15 protein-coding genes are annotated in these 16,118 nt (G+C 69.3%); 9 read left to right on the top strand and 6 right to left on the bottom strand.

Translation table 11 applies throughout. The features are described 5' to 3' along the window. The 7 genes from P5F91_RS23000 to P5F91_RS22970 all read left to right on the top strand — a co-directional run. Nucleotides 1-533 (top strand): HupE/UreJ family protein (locus tag P5F91_RS23000; protein WP_277908369.1); only part of this gene is annotated, 533 nt, incomplete at its 5' end. Between the two features lie 137 nt (nucleotides 534-670). Further along, nucleotides 671-1,513 carry a transcriptional regulator HexR gene (gene hexR / locus P5F91_RS22995; protein ID WP_088873663.1) on the top strand — a complete coding sequence of 281 codons (843 nt, stop codon included), beginning with the start codon at nucleotides 671-673 and terminating at the stop codon, nucleotides 1,511-1,513. 2 nt (nucleotides 1,514-1,515) lie between these two features. Continuing rightward, a complete protein-coding gene (locus P5F91_RS22990; protein ID WP_277908368.1) occupies nucleotides 1,516-2,214 on the top strand; it encodes a YbhB/YbcL family Raf kinase inhibitor-like protein in 699 nt (232 codons plus the stop codon). Nucleotides 2,215-2,290: 76 nt separating this feature from the next. Further along, the gene (gene mobA / locus P5F91_RS22985) at nucleotides 2,291-2,938 is read left to right on the top strand and encodes a molybdenum cofactor guanylyltransferase MobA (protein WP_277908367.1); all 648 of its coding nucleotides are present in this window, start codon (nucleotides 2,291-2,293) and stop codon (nucleotides 2,936-2,938) included. 82 nt (nucleotides 2,939-3,020) lie between these two features. Further along, nucleotides 3,021-4,064 (top strand): M4 family metallopeptidase, encoded by a 1,044-nt coding sequence (locus tag P5F91_RS22980; protein WP_277908366.1) that lies wholly within the window; start codon nucleotides 3,021-3,023, stop codon nucleotides 4,062-4,064. Between the two features lie 14 nt (nucleotides 4,065-4,078). Further along, entirely contained in the window at nucleotides 4,079-4,417 is a 339-nt protein-coding gene (locus P5F91_RS22975) for a protealysin inhibitor emfourin (protein WP_277908365.1), read from the top strand. A 127-nt stretch (nucleotides 4,418-4,544) separates the two neighbouring features. After that, on the top strand, nucleotides 4,545-5,810 hold the full coding sequence (locus tag P5F91_RS22970) for a hypothetical protein (RefSeq protein ID WP_277908364.1): 1,266 nt from the start codon (nucleotides 4,545-4,547) through the stop codon (nucleotides 5,808-5,810). A gap of 173 nt (nucleotides 5,811-5,983) precedes the next feature. Here P5F91_RS22970 and P5F91_RS22965 read toward each other — a convergent pair whose 3' ends face one another. The 6 genes from P5F91_RS22965 to P5F91_RS22940 all read right to left on the bottom strand — a co-directional run bounded on the left by P5F91_RS22965 (nucleotide 5,984) and on the right by P5F91_RS22940 (nucleotide 13,464). Further along, nucleotides 5,984-7,078, bottom strand: coding sequence for an alpha/beta hydrolase (locus P5F91_RS22965; RefSeq protein ID WP_277908363.1), 1,095 nt, complete (start codon nucleotides 7,076-7,078; stop codon nucleotides 5,984-5,986). 76 nt (nucleotides 7,079-7,154) lie between these two features. Further along, a complete protein-coding gene (locus P5F91_RS22960; protein WP_277908362.1) occupies nucleotides 7,155-8,405 on the bottom strand; it encodes a molybdopterin molybdotransferase MoeA in 1,251 nt (416 codons plus the stop codon). Nucleotides 8,406-8,421: 16 nt separating this feature from the next. Continuing rightward, on the bottom strand, nucleotides 8,422-8,970 hold the full coding sequence (mobB, locus tag P5F91_RS22955; protein WP_277908361.1) for a molybdopterin-guanine dinucleotide biosynthesis protein B: 549 nt from the start codon (nucleotides 8,968-8,970) through the stop codon (nucleotides 8,422-8,424). A 99-nt stretch (nucleotides 8,971-9,069) separates the two neighbouring features. Next, nucleotides 9,070-10,752 carry a hypothetical protein gene (locus P5F91_RS22950; RefSeq protein WP_277908360.1) on the bottom strand — a complete coding sequence of 561 codons (1,683 nt, stop codon included), beginning with the start codon at nucleotides 10,750-10,752 and terminating at the stop codon, nucleotides 9,070-9,072. A 95-nt stretch (nucleotides 10,753-10,847) separates the two neighbouring features. Further along, nucleotides 10,848-11,888 (bottom strand): glycosyltransferase family 2 protein, encoded by a 1,041-nt coding sequence (locus tag P5F91_RS22945; RefSeq protein WP_246134178.1) that lies wholly within the window; start codon nucleotides 11,886-11,888, stop codon nucleotides 10,848-10,850. An 811-nt stretch (nucleotides 11,889-12,699) separates the two neighbouring features. Further along, nucleotides 12,700-13,464 carry an RluA family pseudouridine synthase gene (locus P5F91_RS22940; protein ID WP_246134179.1) on the bottom strand — a complete coding sequence of 255 codons (765 nt, stop codon included), beginning with the start codon at nucleotides 13,462-13,464 and terminating at the stop codon, nucleotides 12,700-12,702. 226 nt (nucleotides 13,465-13,690) lie between these two features. On the opposite strand from P5F91_RS22940, the gene P5F91_RS22935 reads away from it, so the two are divergent. Continuing rightward, complete coding sequence (locus tag P5F91_RS22935) at nucleotides 13,691-14,476, top strand: DUF2076 domain-containing protein (RefSeq protein WP_145608474.1); 786 nt, start codon at nucleotides 13,691-13,693, stop codon at nucleotides 14,474-14,476. 144 nt (nucleotides 14,477-14,620) lie between these two features. Next, entirely contained in the window at nucleotides 14,621-16,117 is a 1,497-nt protein-coding gene (locus P5F91_RS22930) for a Do family serine endopeptidase (protein WP_145608476.1), read from the top strand. The last annotated feature ends 1 nt before the right edge of the window (nucleotide 16,118 follow it).

Here is a 16,118-nt window from a genome sequence, read left to right as displayed (position 1 = left end):
TCCTGCCCGAGGGGCTGGACCACATCCTGTTCGTGTTGGGCATCTTCCTGCTGACCACCCGCCTGCGCTCCATCCTGGTGCAGGTCACGGCCTTCACCCTGGCCCATTCCGTCACCCTGGGCCTGACCATGTACGGCGTGATCAGCCTGCCGTCGCGCGTCGTGGAACCGCTGATCGCCCTGTCGGTCGCCTATGTGGCGGTGGAGAACATCGTGACAGCACGCCTGACGCCCTGGCGCCCCCTGGTGGTGTTCGCCTTCGGCCTGCTGCACGGCATGGGCTTCGCCGGGGCCCTGGCCGACCTGCACCTGGCCCGGCGCGACGTCATCCCCGCCCTGGTCAGCTTCAATGTCGGTATCGAGCTGGCGCAGTTGTCCATCATCGCCGCGGCCTATGCCGCCGTGGCCCTCGTGTGCGTTTCAGGTCAGCAACGGGACAAGCCCTGGTACCGCCGCCGCGTGGTCATCCCCGCCTCGTCCCTCATCGCCGCCACCGGCCTGTTCTGGACGGTGCAGCGCGTCGCGGGCCTTTAACCCTTATGGGGCCGCTGCCACGGCGCGCGTGACATGGCCGCATAACTTCCGGTAATTTCACTACAAACAGGAAGGAACGCCGCAGCAGCGCGCCTGGTTCCTTCGTGAAGTCATCGGCAGGGTCGGGGGTTAGCTTCATGCTGGGTCGCATACGCGGGATGATGGACAGTCTGCGTCCGTCGGAACGCAAGATCGCGGAAATCGTCCTGAAGCGGCCGCACGCCGTCGTCACCGCCTCGGTGGCGGAAGTGGCGCGCGAGGCCGACGTCAGCCAGCCCACGGTGGTGCGCTTCTGCCGATCCATCGGCTGCAGCGGCTATCAGGACTTCAAGCTGCGCCTGGCGCAGGACCTGGCCACGGGCACGCCCTTCGTCGATGCCGACCTGATGCCCGACGACCCGGTGGCGGAGGTGGCGGCCAAGGTCATCGGCCGGGCCATCAGCGCCTTTTCCCGCATGCGCAACCAGCTGAACGCGGAAAACCTGAGCCGGGCCGTGGACATCCTGGCCGCCGCGCGGCGCATCGAGATCTACGGCTTCGGCGCCTCCGGCATCGTGGCGCAGGACGCGCAGAACAAGTTCTTCCGCCTGGGCGTGCCCGTCATCGCCCACAGCGACGTGCACGTGCAGGCCATGGCCGCCAGCATCCTGGGGTCGGACGGCGCCGTCATCGCCATTTCCCACACCGGCCGCACGCGCGAGCTGCTGCGTTCCGTCGACCTCGCCTTGGACGGCGGCGCGCCGGTGGTGGCCATCACCTCGGGCGGGTCGCCGCTGGCGGAGCGCGCCACCGTGCCCCTGCTGGTGGACGTGGATGAGGACACCAGCATCTACACCCCGCGCACCTCGCGCCTGTCGCATCTGGCCGTCATCGACGTGCTGCAGGTGGCCGTGGCCCTGCGCCAAGGCACGGCCCTGGGCGAAAACCTGGCCCGGGTGAAGCGCCCCTTGCGCGAACGGCGCATGACGGAACGGGTGTGAGCATGAGGCGCCGGCTGGTCCTGGGCACCACCCTGGCCGTAGGCTTGGCCAGCGGGCTGGCAGCGGGGCAAGCGCACGCCGGCATGTGGCTGAGCAGTCCTGATTTGGCGGCCGACGGCACGCTGACCGCGTCCCAGGCCTGGGATCGTGACGGCTGCGGCGGCAAAAACCTCTCCCCCGCCCTGCGCTGGGGCGGGGAGGCGCCGACGACCAAGAGCTTCGCCCTGATCATCATGGACGCGGACGTCAAGAAGGGCTTCCGCCACTGGATGGTGTTCAACATCCCGGCCGGCGTGCACAGCCTGGCCGCCGGGGCCGGGGCGGCCGACGGCAAGGCCCTGCCCAAGGGGGCGGTGCAGGCGCTGAACGACTTCGGGCCCAAGGGCTACGGCGGCCCCTGCCCGCCGCCGGGCCAGACCCACCGCTATGTCTTCACCCTCTACGCCCTGAACAAGGACACGCTGGACCTGAACCCGGACCAGCCGGCGGGCGCCCTGGAATCGCTGGTGCTGACCCACGCGCTGGACAAGGGCCGCCTGCTGGCCAAGTCCCCCCGCTTCGAGGGCGCACCGGAAAAGACGGCGGAGAAGGCCAAGCCGACGGATGAGAAACCGGCGCCCAAGGCGGAACCGGCGACGTCAGCGCCCAAGCCCGCGCCGGGGAAGACACCAGCGCCGGCGGCGGGAGATACCCCGAAATGACCCGGGCCATAGGCGGCCCGGTGGGGACGGGCTCTACCGGGACAACCGTCACCGACTTCCGCGCGGCTTACATTCCGTGAGCGGAACGATCCATATTCTGGGCCTGATCCTGGCCGGTGGCCTGGCCCGTCGCTTTGGCGGTGATGAGGTACACGCGGTTGACAAGGCGCGCCTGATCCTGGCCGGCCGGCCCCTGCTGGCCCATGTGCGCGGGCGCCTAGCCCCCCAGGTGTCGGCCCTGGCCTTGAACGCCAACGGTGACCCCGACCGCTACCGCGACCAGGGCCTGCCCATCCTGGCAGACACCGTGCCGGGATATTCCGGGCCGCTGGCCGGCGTGCTGGCGGGGCTGGAATACGCCCGCACCCAGGGCGGCCATACCCACGTGCTGAGCGTGCCGGCTGACTGCCCTTTCCTGCCCCAGGATTTGGCCGCACGCCTGGCGGGCGCAGCGGCCCCGGGCGGCGTGGCCTGCGCCACCTCGGGCGGGCAGCGGCATCCGGTGGTGGCGTTGTGGCCCGTGGACCTGGCCGACCGCCTGCGCCAGGCTCTGGTTGAAGAGGACGTGCGCAAGGTCGGCGTCTTCCTAGCGGGTCAACCCCTGGCCCTGGTGGACTTCGCCGTCGAGGCCATCGACCCCTTCTTCAACATCAATACCCCGGATGATCTGGATGCGGCCGCAGCCTTCCTCTCCAAGGGATTAGCCCCGGCGATACAGGCGTAGCTATGTCCTAGGCGGCTATTCCGGCACCCAACGCGCGGTGCCACGCTGGGTGCCCCGATCCAGCGCTGAAAGGCCCGCCCCCATGTGCCAGCACGCCGGCTGTCCCCCGCACGTCTGCTTCATCATCCCGCCGCACATGATCGAGCATGTGGCGACCAACGCCAGCGACCCGACCCTGCGCAAGCGCGCCCTGCGCAACCTTTATCAGCAGGGCCTGTTGCGGGGCATGCGCGACAGCATGAACCAGTTCGCCTTCGCAGGCCTGGGCACGGGCACCAAGCAACGCAGCGTCTATGACGCTCAGCATGGCGGCGATCTGCCCGGCACCCTGGTGCGGTTGGAGGGGCAGCCGGACGGCCAGGACGTGGCCGTGAACGAGGCCTACGCCTATGCCGGCCGGACCTATGATTTCTATCTGGAGGTGATGAAGCGCAACTCCGTGGACGACAAGGGCATGCGCCTGGATTCCACGGTGCATTACAGCACCGACTACGACAACGCCTTCTGGAACGGCCAGCAGATGGTCTATGGCGACGGGGATGGGGAGATATTCGACCGGTTCACCAAATGCCTGGATGTCATCGGGCATGAACTGACCCACGGCGTCACCCAATTCACCGCCGGCCTGACCTATTCCAGCCAGTCGGGGGCCCTGAATGAATCCTTCTCCGACGTCTTCGGCTCGCTGATCAAACAGTACGCCGCCGGCGACACGGCCGACCAGGCCGACTGGCTGATCGGGGAGGGCCTGCTGATCCCCAAGGCGGGCACCAACCGCACGGCGCTGCGGTCGATGAAGGCGCCCGGCACCGCCTATGACGACCCTACCCTGGGCAAGGATCCGCAACCCGCGACCATGAAGGACTATTACAGCGGGTCGGACGACAATTACGGCGTCCATATCAATTCCGGCATCCCCAACCATGCCTTCTATCTGGCGGCCACCGCCATCGGCGGCAAGGCGTGGGAGGTGGCGGGCCTGATCTGGTACGAGACGCTGACCACCCGCCTGCAGCTGTGGTCGGAATTCAAGGACGCCGCCGCCGCCACGCGCGACGTGGCGCGGAAATACGGTGACGCCGCCACCAAGGCGGTGGACGACGCCTGGACGGCCGTGGGCCTTTGACCCATGCTGCCGCCATGAGTGCCGACCCGCCCCCACCTGCCCCGCCCCTGCCTGTCGTCATCGAGTGCCAGCGCCAGGGCGGCATCGCCTTCCCCCTGCGCCGGCCCAAGATCAGCGTGGCGGTCGCGGGCCTGGACGACGCCGACCGCCAAGCCCTGGTGCGCCTGGTCCAGGCGGCCGACCTCGCGTCGCAGCCCGCCGCCTTTCCCTCTCCTGGCCACCCCGACGCCCTGGAAACCCAGCTGACCGTGGCCTGGCCCGACCACAGCGCCACCGTACGCTTCCGCGACGGCGACGGGCACCCCGCGCCGCTGGATGAGTTGGCCGGCTGGGTGCTGCGACATAAGCGCTGACCTTAGGAGAACAAGCTGGCGCGACACACGCGATAGGTTGCGCCCTGTCCTGCGCATTGGCATCCTGATTCCGCTGCCGGTAAAGGAGGCGGAGATGGGTCGGTCCAGGGCGAGTTTGTTTGCCGCGATGTTGATGCTGGCGGTGCCGGCGGCAGCGCAGGAGGGCGCGCACCCCACCCCCGTACCGCCGGGCGCCCATCTGCCCTTCCAACGCTCCGAACGCCTTTCGGCGGGGGACTTCGTCGGGGAGATCCACGCCTACAGCGCGGCGGGCCCAGATATGGCTCAGGCCCTCGCCACGCAATATGCGCGCCTGGGGCGCCCAGACCTGGCCTGGGCCGCAGGCCGCCTGCATGGAAAATCCGGATGCGACGTGGTCGCGCAGGAGGGGATATCCACCGACCCGTTGGATCTGTTGTCACGCCTGGCACAGGACCGCCGCGTGGTGATGATCAACGAGAACCATTTCGCCCCTACCTCCCGCGCCTTCTGGCTGGCGGTCCTGCCCCGCCTGCGCCAGATGGGCTTCACCCATGTGGCGCTGGAGGCCCTGTCGCCGCGCGGCGATGACTGGACCGATGGGGAGGTGCGTGAATCCATCGCTGGAGGCAAGGGCTTCGCCCCTTACCTCGGCGAACCGACCTTCGCCGCCGTCATCCGCCGGGCGATGGCCCTGGGCTTCACCCTGGTGCCCTATGACGAAGCCTCCCTCGCCGACCAGAATGGCGACAGTGGGCAGCGCATCGCCTCACGGGAACGGGTGGAGGCGGCGCGGCTGGCGGACACCCTGACTCATATGCCCGCGGACGGGAAATTGTTGGTCCTGGCCGGCTGGGGCCATATCGACAAAGGCCTGAGTGGGCCAGCGCAGATCCCCTGGATGGCGGAGGTTTTGAAGCAGCGTACCGGCATCGATCCTCTGACCGTCGACACCACCAGCTGTCAGCGGACGGATGCGCACGGTGCCGCCGCCACGTACGTGGGACCGGACGGTACGCCCCGTGTCATTGACCGTGCCGTGGGCCATGTCGATATGCAGGTCTATATGCCCCTTCCCGGTGGCGATGACCTGATCGCCGCCGGCGTCTCCCGCCATTGGCTGGGCCGGCCCGTGGCGATCCCAGCGGCCTTGCTGCCCAAGGGCGGCGATGGGGTGGTGGAGGCACGCAAGCCCGGCCAGCCCGCCGACACCGCGCCCTATGATCGCCTGTTCCTGCGGCCGGGCGAGGTACTGCCGCTCTACCTGCCGCCAGGCCGCTATGTCCTGACCCTGCGCGGCGAGGGCGGCGGCATCCAGGCCAGCACCTCCCTCACCGTGGCCGCCCCCGCGCACGGCAAAACGCCAGGCACCGAATTGTCACAGGCAACCAACAGGGTAGCGCCGTCGCGGTAGGTTGCCGTCGCCGCCATTCACCGGCATGCTCAGCCCCATCACCAAGGGTGGTGGGCAAGGCCATACCACTTACCCGTAGGGTGCGCGCCGGACGAAAGGCACCCCCCGCGATGCTGCGCAAGACGCTGTTCCTGCTGCTGGCCCTGCTGGCCCTGGTCGCCTGACCTCGGGTCTTACGGACGGCCCAGTTCCCGCGTGAAGAAGCGGGCCATGACGTCGTAGGCGGCCCGCGCCTCCGGCGATTCCGGGTCGGAGAAGAAGGAATGGACCATGCCGTCCCAGATGTGCAGTTCCGTCCGCGCCCCGGCCCGTTCCAGCAGATCCTGGCTGCGCAGCGTGTCGCTCATCATGAAGTCGCGCGTGCCGGTGATCAGCAGGGTGGGCGGGAACTTGGCCAGCACCTCCGGCGACACGCCCGGCAGCACCAGCGGGTCCTGAGCATTGGCGCCCTGGAAATAGGGCAGGTCGATCAGGCGCAGGCCGGGGCCCGGCAGCTGGCCACCGTAGAGGGCCGACCATGCCTGGGAATCGCCGCCACCATCCAGCACACCCGCGCAGAAGATGCCGATGGCGCCCGGCCGGGGCAGGCCGTGGGTCTGGAACCAGGCCACCGCCTCCGCCGTCAGGATGCCGCCGGCGGAACAGCCGTAGATACCGATGTTCTGCGGCTTGTAGGTCTTCAGCAATTCCTTGTAGACGGCGGCCACATCCTCGCTGGCGGCGGGGAAGCGGTGCTCCGGCCCTTGGCGGTAATCCACCGTCACCACCTTGGTCCGGGACAGGGCCGCCACCGGCACCGCCTCCACCAGCCCGCCGGCCCCCGCCCCCCAGAGGAAGGCGCCGCCGTGCAGGTTGATCAGCACCCGGTCCGCCACCTGGGGACCCTTGGCCGGCGTCACCACCTGGGTGGGCACGCCGCCCATGGTCTGGTCGGTCACGGTGACAGGATAGAGCGCCCGCAGCCGGTTGGCGCGGTCCGTGTTCATGCGGTCGTAGAAGGCGCGGCTGGCCGGCACGTCCGTGATGGGCGGGGCGTGCACGTCGGCATAATGCTTGAACCAGTCCCGCGCCTCCGGCGAAGCGTAGGAGGAGAAGGGCAGGACCAGGCTGCCCGGCGCCAGCGGCAGGGTGACGCTGCCATCCGCGCCCACGGCTGAGGGCGGCGCATCGGTCTTCTGGTCGGCCGCCTGGGCCACCCCGGTGAACATCAGCGCCGTCGCCATAAGGCCGGCGCATGCGATGGCATGGATGGATGTCGTCCTGGTCATGTTCCCTCCCTGGGCTTTGTTTTGCCCCAGGATACGGGAAATGACATCGATACCATAGCGCTTACTTGGCGCCGCCTTAGAACAGCCCGTGCAGGGGAATGACGGTCAGCGGATCGCCGGGCCGCAGGCTGTTGCGAACCTCCTCCACCTCCGCCACGGCGTCGGCCACGGCCAGGGAGGACAGGGCGGCACTGCCACCGGCGCCGGCGAGATGGGCCACGGTGTCGGCGCCTTCCTGCCGCAGGACCACGCGCAGGTATTCACGCTTGCCCGGGGCGCGGCCGTGGGTAAAGCCACAGCGCACGGTGACGCGGGGCGGGTCGGCGATGGTTTCGCCCGACAGGCGCTGCACCAACGGCCGGCCCAACGCCAGAAAGGCGGCGAAGGCGGCGAACGGGTTGCCGGGCAGGCCCAGGAAGGGCGTGTTCCCGACATGCCCCCCCTTGATATGGCCGAACGCCAGCGGCTTGCCCGGCTTGAGGGCCAGGCGCCAGAAGTCGATGCCGCCCAGGGCCGCCACCGCCGTCTTCACATGATCCTCCTCCCCGGCGGAGACGCCGCCGCTGCTGAGGATCAGGTCAGCCCTGAGGCTGGACAGGGTGGCCGTCAGGGCGGCGGGATCGTCACCAACGATGCCGGCCGGCACCACGCGGCAGCCCAGGCGGCGCAGCAGGGCGGTCAGCAGGGGGCCGTTGGCGTCATGGACGGCGCCGGGGGGCAAGGGCGCGCCGGCCGGCCGCACCTCATTCCCGGTGGACAGCAAGGCCACGGTCAGGGGCGCCCGCACCACCAGGGTCCGCTCGCCCAAGGCGGCGGCCAGCGCCACCGCCGCCGGGGATAGGCGGCGCCCCGCCGGCAGCGCCACCGCGCCCACCGCGATATCCTCCCCCACCGCGCGGCAATGGCGGCCGGGGGCAAGGCTGGGCGGGGCCAGCAGCACGTCGCCGTCCAGCTCCGCATCCTCCTGCATCAGCACGGTGTCGGCGCCATCGGGCAGCGGTGCGCCGGTGAAGATGCGCACGGCGGTGCCGGGCACCAGGGGATGGGGCGCGTTCCCCGCCGCCACCCGGCCCGACAGGGGCAGGCGCACCGGGTCCGCCGCCCCGGCGACATCGCGGTGGTCCAGGGCGTAGCCGTCCATGGCGGCCTGGGCGAAGGGCGGCAAACTCAACGCCGCCACCACATTCTGGGCCAGGACGCGGCCGTCGGCCGCGTCCAACGTCACGCTCTCGATGCCTGAGACGGGGGCGACCGCGCGCAGCAGGCGCTCCCGCGCCTGGTCGACGCTGAGCAAGGTATCGGGGTAGCAGTCGGCGGCGCCTGGCATGGGACTCAGCCGCCTTTCAGTCAGCGCGGGGCGGCAGGCCGTCATGGGACAAGCCGACATGGGACAAGCCGACATGGGCCAGGATGAAGGTGGCGATGTCCGCCACCGCGTCCAGGGGGAAACGCCGCAGGCCGGCCGGCACCTCCACCGGCAGCGGATCGTCCGCCGCCAGCGCCACGACGCTGGGGTCGCCGGGGAACAGTGGCGCCTTGCCGTTTTCCGCCCGCCAGATCTCCAGCTTGGGAATGGGGTCGTGCTTGAAACCTTCCACCAGCACCAGATCCACGGGCGACAGCTTGGCCACCAGGTCGGCCAGCGTCGGCTCGGCAGCGCCGCGCAGCTCATGCATCAGGGCCCAGCGCCGGGACGAGGCCACCAGCACCTCGGTGGCGCCGGCGGTGCGGTGGCGGTGGCTGTCCTTGCCTGGCTGGTCCACGTCGAAATCATGGTGGGCGTGCTTCAGGGTGGAGACGCCGTAGCCCCGCCCCGTCAGTTCCGGGATCAGCCGGACCATCAAGGTGGTCTTGCCCGAACCGCTCCACCCCGCAAGGCCGAACAGCTTCATCTGGCGATCCTCTCCCTTTCACACGCGTCGGCATTTGATCCTGACTGGTCAAATGCCCCCTCAGGGCCGGCGGTCGCCGGCCTTTGGGGCCGCCTTGGCTTACTGCGGCGGCTCCCGCAAGTCACGCACATAGGCCAGCACCTCGCCATCGCGCTCGATGCGCACAATGTCCTGGCCCGCCGGGATTTCCTTGCAGGCCCAGCGGGTGAAGGCAAGGTAGAAATCGACCGGGCCGGTATTGCGGCGCGTCGGCTTCCAGGCCGGCGGCAGGTAGTGGAACACCGACGTGGGCGGGCCGCAAACGCGGATGCGGTAGGGCTGGGTCAAGGCCTGCGGACCTTCCAGCTTCACCATGGTGTCGGTCAGGCGCTTGGCCGCCTCGGACAGGGAACTGCCCCAGTAGTCCAGCTCGAACTTCGGCCCGGCGCCGCGCACGCCGCCCACGAAACGGTTGAACCAGATCGTCTCATAGGGGTGCAGGTGGGCCATGAACCCGACCTGCACGGCGGCGCAGGCCACCAGCAGCGCGGCCATGAAGGGGTTCAGCCAGAAATTGCGCGGCCAGCGCAGGGGCAGGCGCGTCAGCAGGCCGTTCAGGCCCAGGCCGGCGGCCGTGGCCAGGGGCGGCATCAGGAACAGCATGTGGCGGATGCCGTCGTACAGCACGGCGTCCGTCGCCACCACGGCGGCCGGGGGCAGCAGCACCGCGGTGGTCAGCGCCACGCCGTCCAGGCGCACGCCCGCCGGGAAAGGCCGGCGCAGGGCGGCCACGGCGCCGAAGGCCGCGATCGCAGCCAGGCCCAGCAGTTCCACCTCCGGCAACTTCACGCCGAAGCCCACGGGCAGGTACCACCAAGGCAGGTTGGTGGTGCGCACCTGCACGCCGGCGAAGGTGAAGGTGAAATCCATGGGGAACTTGGAGAACTCGGCCAGCGCCTCCATGGGATGGCGCAGCGGGTTCACCTGGGCCCACGGCCAGGCAGCCACCATGACGATATAGGCGATGGGCACGGCGATCCACATCCGGCGCACCAGGCGCCAGGCCGTGGCGCCCGTCTGCCGCGCGTCGTCACCGGCGAGCACGCCCTTGGCCAGGTGGGCCAGCAGCGTCAGCATGATGGGACCGGCCAGCAGCACGCCGCCCACGCGGATGCCCAGCGCCATGCCGAAGCACAGGCCCAGCATGGCGACGGAGCCCAGGGACGGTCCCTTGGCGTCGGTGTCCAGGCCACGCCCCACCCGCACCAGCCAGGACAGGGTCCAGGCGGCAGCCACGGCGAAGGGCACGTCCTTGGGGTTGGCGAAGGAATGGCCCCACCAATCCGGGATCAGCAGCAGGCACAGGCCGGCGATCAGCCCGGCGCGCGATCCCGTCTCCTCACCCGCCATATCCCGGGCGATCCGGCGTACCGCCAGCACGCCCAACAGGCCGGTCAGCCCGCCCACCAGGCGGCGGGTGGCGTAGACGTCCAGCGGCAGAAGGTTTTCGAACAGCGCCTCGACCGTATCGAACAGGGCGCCATAGAGGTACAGGTTCTGGAATTCCAGGACCGCGCGGTCCTTGCCCAGAGAGGAATACCATTCCAGCGCCCGCTGGCCGTATTCCACGTGCAGCGGCTCGTCAAACGTGATGCCGAAGTCGGGGAAGGTGCAGGACACCACCGCGACCGCCACCGCCATGACCAGCCAGAAGGCAATGTCCCATGGCGACAACCGGCGCCACAAGGGCGAGCCCAGGCGCGCGCCGGCCGGCACCATGCGTCCGGCGCCGATGGTTCCCACGCCGATGCTCCGAGCACCGATAGACGGCGCTGCAGGGGCGGTGTGCGGGCGGGCGGGGGCCGACGCGTCAGGGGAACGGAGGAGGGACATGGGGGTCAGGGATGCCCCCCGGCACCGCCGGCGATCACCGCGGCGGGGGCCGACGCGTCATCGAAGCCCACCTTCTCGTTCACCAGGTACATCGGGCGGCCCTTCACTTCGGTGAAGACGCGGCCAAGATAGTCGCCCAGGACGCCTAGGCCGATGAGCTGCACGCCTCCCAGGAACAGGACCGCCACCATGAGCGAGGCGTAGCCGGGCGTGTCACGGCCGAACATGATGGTCTTGGTGATGATGACCAAGCCATAGAAGAAGGAAGGCACCGACAGGGCGATGCCCAGCCAGGACCAGACACGCAGGGGCACGTTGCTGAAGGAGGCGACGCCGTCCAGGCCGAAGCGCAACAGGCGCCAGAAGTTGAAGGAGGTGGCGCCGGCATGGCGCTGCGCCACCTCGAACGGCACGGCGACCTGGCGGAAACCCACCCAGCTGAACAGGCCCTTCATGAAGCGGTTGCGCTCGGGCATGGCGTTCAGCGCATCGACCACGCTGCGGTCCAGCAGGCGGAAGTCGCCGGCGCCGCGCGGCAGCGTCACCTCGGACAGGTTGTCCAGCAGGCGGTAATAGATCTTGGTCAGGAAGCGGCGCAGCCACGGGTCGGTCAGCCGGCTGGCGCGCACGCCATAGACCATCTGCATGCCCTGGCGCCACTGCTCCACGAAGATGGCGATGGTTTCGGGGGGGTGCTGCAGGTCGCCGTCCATCAGCACGACGGCGTCGCCGATGGCGTGGCACAGGCCGGCGGACATCGCCGCCTCCTTCCCGAAGTTGCGCGACAGGCGCAGCAGCTTGATCCGGGGTTCACGCGCCTGATGGTCCCTGAGGGCGGCGAAGGTGCCGTCGCGCGAGCCGTCATCCACGCAAATGATCTCAAACGGCAGGCCGATACCCTCCAGCACCGGCACCAGGCGCTGGAACAGGGCGGCCAGGTTGCCTTCCTCATTATGCATGGGAATGACGATGGACAGGCGCTTGGCCGCAGGTGCCGCCGCCTGCTGCGCTTTGGAACCGGACGCGGCCGAGAGGGAGGTCAACATGGGAGCGGTATCTGACTCGAGTTCTGACAACGTGATCATGCAGCGGCGTCCGCCTCACGAAACTCTATCGCATCATCCGCGGCGATGCGGAAGGGTTCCGGACGCAAACGGCGCCAAACGGCACCCCAAATAGCCAAGCCGCGGGCGCCCAAGGCGTTCCCCGCGTCACCAACCCTATCCCAGGAAGGTTAACGCCCCGTCTACAGTCAAGCGGGGCGCCCCTCGTAAGGCGGCGGAGTCGGAATCGGCGGGAGCGGCAGGGTGCCAGCGGGGCACGGGCAAAGGGCTTATGGCACGCCCGCAGGGCAAAAATGTGACGGCGCCCGGAAATCGTTATGCCCGGCATCCTTGTCAGGATGCGGTCAGCTTGGCGTGGCACTGTCCCCTTGTCGCCAGCCGATGGAGACGGCGACAGCCGCGGGCGGGAGCCCCAACCCCCCGCCCGCGGCGCCGTCTCCTTGGCTGGTGGCACCGGCGCCCGCTCGTCCTAGACCGCGAGCGACTTCCCGTCCCTTCTGCCCCAACCGAGAGGGCGGGAACGGCGCCGGCAAGTACCCGGGCTGGGGTTCTAGACCACCCTGCCCGGCGGACGTTCCCCGTACCTGCGGAGATCGGGCCGGCGTCCTGGCCTGTCCGGTCGCGTAGTGGATCTACCTCAAGCCAAGGCGGTCTGCTGCCGTCCTGTCTTGAATTCCTTCCAAGCCTACTGGGTCGGTGGTGTCATGCCACCGACCTTTTCTCTTTTGTGCGCCCGGCGCGGCTGGCGACAGTCCTTATACGCCGGCCCCGCGCCAACCCGTCGTCGCTTGAGTCAGCTGGTTTCGACGATGAAACCCAGGCGCTGGAAGGTGGCGGCCAGATGCGGCGACAGGGGGGCCGTGGCTTCCAGCGGCGGCTCGGACGGGGCCCACCACGGCAGGGCCACCCAGCGGGCGTGCAGGTGCAGCGGAATGGCCGGCGCCGGGTCGCGGCCCCCCTCCACCCGCCAGTCTCGGCCGTAGATGGGGTCACCCAGCATGGGCCAGCCCATGGCCTCGCAATGCACCCGCAGCTGGTGCATGCGCCCGGTGCGCGGCGTCAGCTCCAGCCATGACAGGACCTGCCCGTCCGAATCGATGCCGGTGGCCATGAGCCGCCATTCGGTCAGGGCGTGCTTGCCCTCCTCATGATCCACCATCATGCGGGAACATCCCGGCACCGGACGCTTGATCAGCGGCAGATCGATGCGGCCCTCCGCCGTCTCCGGCCGGCCCTTGACCACCGCCCAGTAGCGCTTGCCCACGCGGCCCGCCAGGAACAGCTTTCCCAGGCGGGTGGACGCCACCTCGTTCAGGCCCAGCACCAGGCAGCCGGTGGTGTCCTTGTCCAGGCGGTGGGCCAGGCGCGGCGCCGGCGCGCCCTCGGCCACCAGCCAGGGCAGGTAGCGTTCCAGATGGTCGGTGGACTTGGTGCCGTAATGCACCGGCAGGCCGTAAGGCTTGTCCACGATCAGAACGTCGGCGTCCTGGTACAGGACGCGGGCGCGCATCTCGTCAGGCGTATAGGCGGGCGGCGCCAGGGGGAGCATGATGGCCATGGGCAGACGGCGTGCCCCAGGAAGGCACCCTCGACAAGTCAAAAAGGACGGGGTGTTCCTATCGCTTTAGGCCCGTCGCCGCATGAAAAAAACTTAATCCTGCTGCCACGGGCTGGAAAGTCTGTCCCGACCATGATCATCCTCGTTGCGGCGGGCGATGATCGCCCCATGTTAGTTGGGCCGCCGTGTTAAGACGGTAACAAAGGAAAGCAGTCGAGGAACCATCATGACCCCGAAGGACCGCGAAGATTTGACAGCCCTGCTGGCGCGTGTGTCCCGACTGGACGGCATGCCCCGCGACCCTGAATCGGACCGACTGGTGGGTGAGGCGCTGTCGCGCCAGCCCGCCCTGCCCTACATCATGGCCCAGGCCCTGCTGGCCCAGCAGGAGGCGCTGGTGGATGCGCAGCGCCGGCTGGCCGACCTGCAGCAGAACGCCGCCAGCCGGCCGCAGGGCGGGCCCCCGCCCTTCACCGGCCAATCCAGCGGCCAGTCGTTCAACCAAGCTCCGGGGCAGCCTTCCGGCCCCTGGGGCCAGTCTTCCTACCCGGCGCAGCAGCAGCCCCAGCCGCCCTACGGCCAAGCCTACGCCGCGCCGCAGCCGGCATACGGCCAGCCCACCTACGGCGCGCCTCCGGCCTATGCCCAGCCCCGCAGCTTCATGCGCGGCATGTTCGAGACCATGGCCGGCGTCGCCGGCGGCGTGCTGGCGGCCGACGCGGTGGAATCCCTGTTCCGGGGCGGCCATGGCGGCGGCTTCGGCGGTGGTTCCCCCTGGGGCGCCGGTTATGGCGGCGACCGGGTGGAGGAGACGGTGATCAACAACACCACCGTCAACGAGACCATCGTGAACGAGAATGGCGTGAACGAGAATGGCGACCGGTATGACAGCGGCCACCAGGACGCCAACTACCGCGACCACGCCTATCGCGACGACAACAGCGGATACCAGGACGCCAGCTACGACAGCGCCGACGACGGCGGTTTCGACGATGGCTCCATCGATACCTGAGCCCCTGATATCTCAGCACCGGCGGCCGGTCCGCAATCCGGCCGCAATTCCCTGACCTCATCCTGCGGAACCCGGCCCGCGCCGGGCAGGTTCCGGATGCTCTAAAGACCAAGAAATACCATTCGTGAAAGCGAGCTTGAGACCATGACCTCCCTGCCCACCGTTCGCACCGCCAAGAAGCGCTTTCCCCGTCTGGCCGTCACCGCGCTGGCCATCGGTCTGATGACCGGCACCGCCCTGGTGGCGCCGCCGGCCGCCACCACCGCCCACGCCGCCAGCCCGGCGTCGCTGCCCAGCTTCGCCGACCTGGTGGAGAAGGTGACGCCGGCGGTGGTGACCATCACCGCCGCGCACAAGGTGACGACGCCGCAGGTGCCGCAGGAACTGCAGGAGATGATGCGCCACTTCGGCCTGCCGGACGAGGCGCTGCCCGGCGGCCGCGGCGGCGGTGGCCGCCCCCGCATCGAATCCGCCCTGGGCTCGGGCTTCGTCATTGACCCCTCCGGCTACATCGTCACCAACCGCCACGTCATCGAGGGCGCCGACGAGGTGAAGGTGCACTTCCAGGACCAGACCGACGACGTGCCGGCCAAGATCGTGGGCCAGGACGAGCGGTCGGACCTGGCGCTGCTGAAGGTCGAGCCCAAGAAGCCGCTGCAGGCCCTGGCCTTCGGCGACAGCGACAAGATGCGCCCGGGTGACTGGGTGATCGCCGTGGGCAACCCCTTCGGCCTGGGCGGCACCGTCACCGCCGGCATCGTCTCGGCCCGCGGCCGTGACATCGACGCCGCCAACCTGAACGACTTCCTGCAGATCGACGCCTCGATCAACAAGGGCAATTCCGGCGGCCCGACCTTCAACGCCAATGGCGAGGTCATCGGCATCAACACCGCCATCTTCTCGCCCACCGGCGGCTCGGTCGGCATCGGCTTCGCCATTCCGTCCAACGTGGCCAAGCCGGTGATCGAGAAGCTGAAGACCACCGGCCATGTGCAGCGCGGCTACCTGGGCGTGACCCTGCAGGCCGTAACGCCGGAGATCGCCGACAGCCTGGGCCTGAAGGAGCCGAAGGGCGCCATCATCAACGCCGTCTCGCCCAAGAGCCCGGCGGAGAAGGGCGGCCTGAAGCAGGGCGACGTGGTGCAGAGCATCAACGGCAAGTCCATCGACAACCAGCGCGACCTGGCCCGCAACGTGGCCGGCATCGACCCGGGCAAGACCGTGGACCTGGGCGTGCTGCGCGGCGGCAAGGCCATCACCGTCTCCGTGAAGCTGGGCGAGGCGCCCAACAGCGGCGACAAGGACAACGGCCCCGGCGGCTCCACCTCGCCGGACGGCAAGGGTGACAACGCCTCCGTGGCCGGCCTGAAGCTGGGCAAGCTGGACGACCGCACGCGGGAGCGCATGGGCCTGGACAACGACGCCCAGGGCGTCGTCATCGTCGACCCCGGCAAGGACGAGTTGGGCCTGCGCCCCGGCGACATCATCGCCAGCGTGAACAATGAGAGCGTGAAGGCACCGGCGGACGTGAACAGCCAGGTGGAAAAGGCCAAGAAGGACGGCCGCAAGTCCGTCCTGCTGCTGGTCCGCCGCGGTGACCAGCAGATGTTCCTGCCCCTGCCCGTGACGCCCAAGGGCTGAT

It is taken from the genome of Nitrospirillum amazonense (assembly GCF_029594735.1).
Classification (GTDB): domain Bacteria; phylum Pseudomonadota; class Alphaproteobacteria; order Azospirillales; family Azospirillaceae; genus Nitrospirillum; species Nitrospirillum amazonense.
This window is presented reverse-complemented; position numbering and strand designations above follow the sequence as displayed.

What these genes read in the sequence shown, in the direction of transcription:
- hexR (WP_088873663.1), top strand. Translation starts at nt 671, where the DNA reads ATGCTGGGTCGCATACGCGGGATGATGGACAGTCTGCGTCCGTCGGAA.
- P5F91_RS22990 (WP_277908368.1), top strand. Translation starts at nt 1,516, where the DNA reads ATGAGGCGCCGGCTGGTCCTGGGCACCACCCTGGCCGTAGGCTTGGCC.
- P5F91_RS22980 (WP_277908366.1), top strand. Translation starts at nt 3,021, where the DNA reads ATGTGCCAGCACGCCGGCTGTCCCCCGCACGTCTGCTTCATCATCCCG.
- P5F91_RS22975 (WP_277908365.1), top strand. Translation starts at nt 4,079, where the DNA reads ATGAGTGCCGACCCGCCCCCACCTGCCCCGCCCCTGCCTGTCGTCATC.
- P5F91_RS22970 (WP_277908364.1), top strand. Translation starts at nt 4,545, where the DNA reads ATGTTGATGCTGGCGGTGCCGGCGGCAGCGCAGGAGGGCGCGCACCCC.
- P5F91_RS22965 (WP_277908363.1), bottom strand. Translation starts at nt 7,078, where the DNA reads ATGACCAGGACGACATCCATCCATGCCATCGCATGCGCCGGCCTTATG.
- P5F91_RS22960 (WP_277908362.1), bottom strand. Translation starts at nt 8,405, where the DNA reads ATGCCAGGCGCCGCCGACTGCTACCCCGATACCTTGCTCAGCGTCGAC.
- mobB (WP_277908361.1), bottom strand. Translation starts at nt 8,970, where the DNA reads ATGAAGCTGTTCGGCCTTGCGGGGTGGAGCGGTTCGGGCAAGACCACC.
- P5F91_RS22945 (WP_246134178.1), bottom strand. Translation starts at nt 11,888, where the DNA reads ATGTTGACCTCCCTCTCGGCCGCGTCCGGTTCCAAAGCGCAGCAGGCG.
- P5F91_RS22940 (WP_246134179.1), bottom strand. Translation starts at nt 13,464, where the DNA reads ATGGCCATCATGCTCCCCCTGGCGCCGCCCGCCTATACGCCTGACGAG.
- P5F91_RS22935 (WP_145608474.1), top strand. Translation starts at nt 13,691, where the DNA reads ATGACCCCGAAGGACCGCGAAGATTTGACAGCCCTGCTGGCGCGTGTG.
- P5F91_RS22930 (WP_145608476.1), top strand. Translation starts at nt 14,621, where the DNA reads ATGACCTCCCTGCCCACCGTTCGCACCGCCAAGAAGCGCTTTCCCCGT.